At 71.3% G+C, this 2,971-nt stretch carries 2 protein-coding genes and 2 pseudogenes; all 4 read left to right on the top strand.

Features of this window, described 5'->3' with window-relative positions:
- A pseudogene (locus ACVMLK_RS20515) lies at positions 1-454 on the top strand (hypothetical protein); the annotation flags it as partial.
- The gene (gene tolB / locus ACVMLK_RS20510; protein WP_198367345.1) at positions 451-1,830 is read left to right on the top strand and encodes a Tol-Pal system beta propeller repeat protein TolB; all 1,380 of its coding nucleotides are present in this window, start codon (positions 451-453) and stop codon (positions 1,828-1,830) included. The pseudogene ACVMLK_RS20515 and the gene tolB, both read left to right, overlap by 4 nt.
- Before the next feature lie 229 nt (positions 1,831-2,059).
- Positions 2,060-2,560: a peptidoglycan-associated lipoprotein Pal gene (gene pal / locus ACVMLK_RS20505; protein WP_198367344.1), complete on the top strand. Its 501-nt coding sequence runs from the start codon at positions 2,060-2,062 to the stop codon at positions 2,558-2,560.
- Between the two features lie 163 nt (positions 2,561-2,723).
- Positions 2,724-2,971, top strand: a pseudogene (locus tag ACVMLK_RS20500) (hypothetical protein); the annotation flags it as partial.

Below are 2,971 nucleotides of genomic sequence, written 5' to 3'. Positions count from 1 at the left end.
CAACACCACCGAGCGCAGCCAGTCCGTGCTGAGCACGCTGGAGCGCCTGCGCGCCAGCCAGCAGCAGAACCAGCCGCCCCGCGCCCGCCCCTCCGAGGCCGCGGGCCGCCCGGCCGCCGGTGGCGGCGCGCCCAGCGGCACGGCCCTGCTCACCGCCGGCGAGCGCCAGGGCGTCGCCGACAAGATCAGCGAATGCTGGTCGGTCGATGGCGGCATGATGGGGATCGACCAGATCACGGTCGAGGTGCGGGTGGACATCGACCAGGGCGGGACCATCCGCAATGTGCGCCCGGCCGGCGGCACGCCGGGCGACCCGCGCGTGCGCGCCGTGTACGAAAGCGCGCGCCGCGCGTTGCTCGATCCGAAGTGCAGCCCTTTGCCTCTACCCCGCGAGAAGATCCTGTCACTCAACAACACGGTCTTCCGCTTCAGCCCGAGGGGACTCGTCCGATGACCCAGCAGAACATTCTCTTCTCCCGCCGCCTCGCCCTGATGGGCGGGGCCGGCCTGCTGGCCGCGCCCTCCCTGGTGCGGGCCCAGGCGCCGGCGCCCGGCGGCGTCTCGGCGGCCGGCCAGACCATCGACATCACCCGCGCCCGCACCGATCCGATCCCGATCGCGCTGCCCGACTTCGCCGGCTCCTCGCCGCAGGCGCAGCAGCTCGGGCGCAACATCATCCAGGTGATCACCAACAACCTGCGCAATTCCGGCCTGTTCCGGCCGCTCGACCGGGGCGCCTACATCCAGTCGGGCGAGGCCGCGGCTGCCGGGCCGCGCTTCCAGGACTGGCGGGTCATCGGCGCGCAGGCGCTGGTCACCGGCCGGGCCGAGCCGCAGGGGGACCGTGCGCGCATCGAGTTCCGTCTCTGGGAGGTCGGCTCCGAGCAGCAGCTGCAGGGCACCGCCTACACCGCGGCGGCCAACAACTGGCGGCAGATCGCGCATGTCATCTCGGACGTGATCTATGAGCGGATGCTGGGCGAGAAAGGCTATTTCGACACCCGCATCGTCTATGTCGCCGAGACCGGCCCGCGCGATCGCCGCACCCGGCGCCTGGCCATCATGGACCAGGACGGCGAGAACAACCGCTTCCTGACCGATGGCAGCTTCCAGGTGCTGACCCCGCGCTTCCATCCGAACGCGCGGCAGATCGCCTTCATGTCCTATGCCAACAACCAGCCGCGCGTGTACCTCTTCGACCTGAACAGCGGCCGGCAGGAGGTGCTGGGCAACTTCCAGGGCATGACGCTCTCGCCCCGCTTCAGCCCGGACGGGCGCAGCGTGGTGCTCTCCTCGGCGCGCGGGGGCGATGCCAATATCTTCGTGGTCGACCTCGCCTCCCGCCGCGAGCGGCAGCTGACCTCCGGCGGCGGGCTCGACGTCTCGCCGAGTTTCTCGCCGGACGGCACGCAGATCGTGTTCAACTCCGACCGCGGCGGTGACCAGCAGCTCTATGTCATGGATGCCAACGGCGGCGGCGTCCGGCGCATCTCCTTCGGCAATGGCCGTTACGCAACGCCCGTCTGGTCGCCGCGGGGGGATCTGATCGCCTTCACCCGCATCTCCGGCGGCCGCTTCGGCATCGGCGTGATGCGCCCCGACGGCTCGGGCGAGCGCATCCTGTCCGAGGGCTGGAGCATGGAGGGCCCGACCTTCGCGCCGAATGGCCGCGTGCTGGCCTTCTACCGCGAGAGCCAGGCGCGCGACACGCGGGGCGGCGGCTACGCGGCCCGGCTCGCCATGATCGACATCTCCGGCTTCAACGAGCGCCAGGTCATCACGCCGACGGACGCGACCGATCCGAGCTGGTCGCCGCTGCTCTCCTCCTGAGGCGGGGCCGGGCCGGACGCCCTTGATTGTAAGTAAGGACTTACAGAGTGGCGACGAGGACTTGTCTGTCCGGCCCGATGGCAGAAGAAAGGGCCAGGAGAGGGGCGCGCCTCCACTCCTCGCAAGAAAATGGGCAACTATTCACGCAGGGACGGATTGTCTGCCTTGAACGCGCCCCAATCCCGGCGTAACCGCGGCTGTAATTCGATCTGACACGGGAATCGAAATGATGCAGACCAAGCTTCTGGGTGCCCTGGCCGCCGTCGCGCTGCTGGCGGCCTGCGCCAGCGAGGACACCTCCGGCGCCGCCACGGGCGCCGGCGCGGGGGCCGGCGGCCTCGGCGCCGGTGCCGGCATGAGCGGCGCGATCCGCCCCGGCAGCCAGGAGGATCTGGTGGCCAATGTCGGCGACCGCGTCTTCTTCGCCACCGACAGCAGCTCGGTCGGTGCCGATCAGCGGCCGACGCTGGAGCGACAGGCCGCCTGGCTGGCGCAGTATCCGCAGGCGCAGGTGACGGTCGAGGGCCATGCCGACGAGCGCGGCACCCGCGAATACAACCTGGCTCTCGGCCAGCGCCGCGCCAATGCGGCGCGGGACGTGCTGGTGGCCCAGGGCGTCGCCGGTGGCCGCGTCAGCACCATCTCCTACGGCAAGGACCGCCCGGCGGCGCTGGGCTCCTCGGCCGATGCCTGGGCGCAGAACCGCCGCGCCGTCACGGTGGTGCGCTGAGGGCCCGTCACGCCCCGCGTTGACGCGGGGCGGCTGGGTTGAGACAAGCGGCGGCATCCGCGAGCGCGGTTGCCGCCGTCTTCATGTCCGCGCTCCGCCGCCCGGTTTTGCCTCCCTGCCTCGTCTCCCTGGGCCCGCCCGCTTCCCGGAAAGGATCCGCGCCATGCTCCGCAAGCTCCTCCTCCTCGCGCCGCTGCTGCCGATGCTGGGCGCCGCCCCGGCGCTGGCGCAGATGGAGAGCCGGGAGGGCATCGCTCTGCAGAACCAGATCCTGCAGCTGCGCCAGGAGATGGAGGCCCTTCGGCGTGGCGGCGGCGGGGGCTATGCCGCCCCGGTCCCGGGGGGGGGGGGTGGGGCGCTCGACGCCGGAAGGCTTGGATCCCGACATGGCGTATCTCCTCATCCTGTTGT

The organism is Teichococcus aerofrigidensis (assembly GCF_054073225.1).
This window is presented reverse-complemented; position numbering and strand designations above follow the sequence as displayed.

What these genes read in the sequence shown, in the direction of transcription:
- tolB (WP_198367345.1), top strand. Translation starts at nt 451, where the DNA reads ATGACCCAGCAGAACATTCTCTTCTCCCGCCGCCTCGCCCTGATGGGC.
- pal (WP_198367344.1), top strand. Translation starts at nt 2,060, where the DNA reads ATGCAGACCAAGCTTCTGGGTGCCCTGGCCGCCGTCGCGCTGCTGGCG.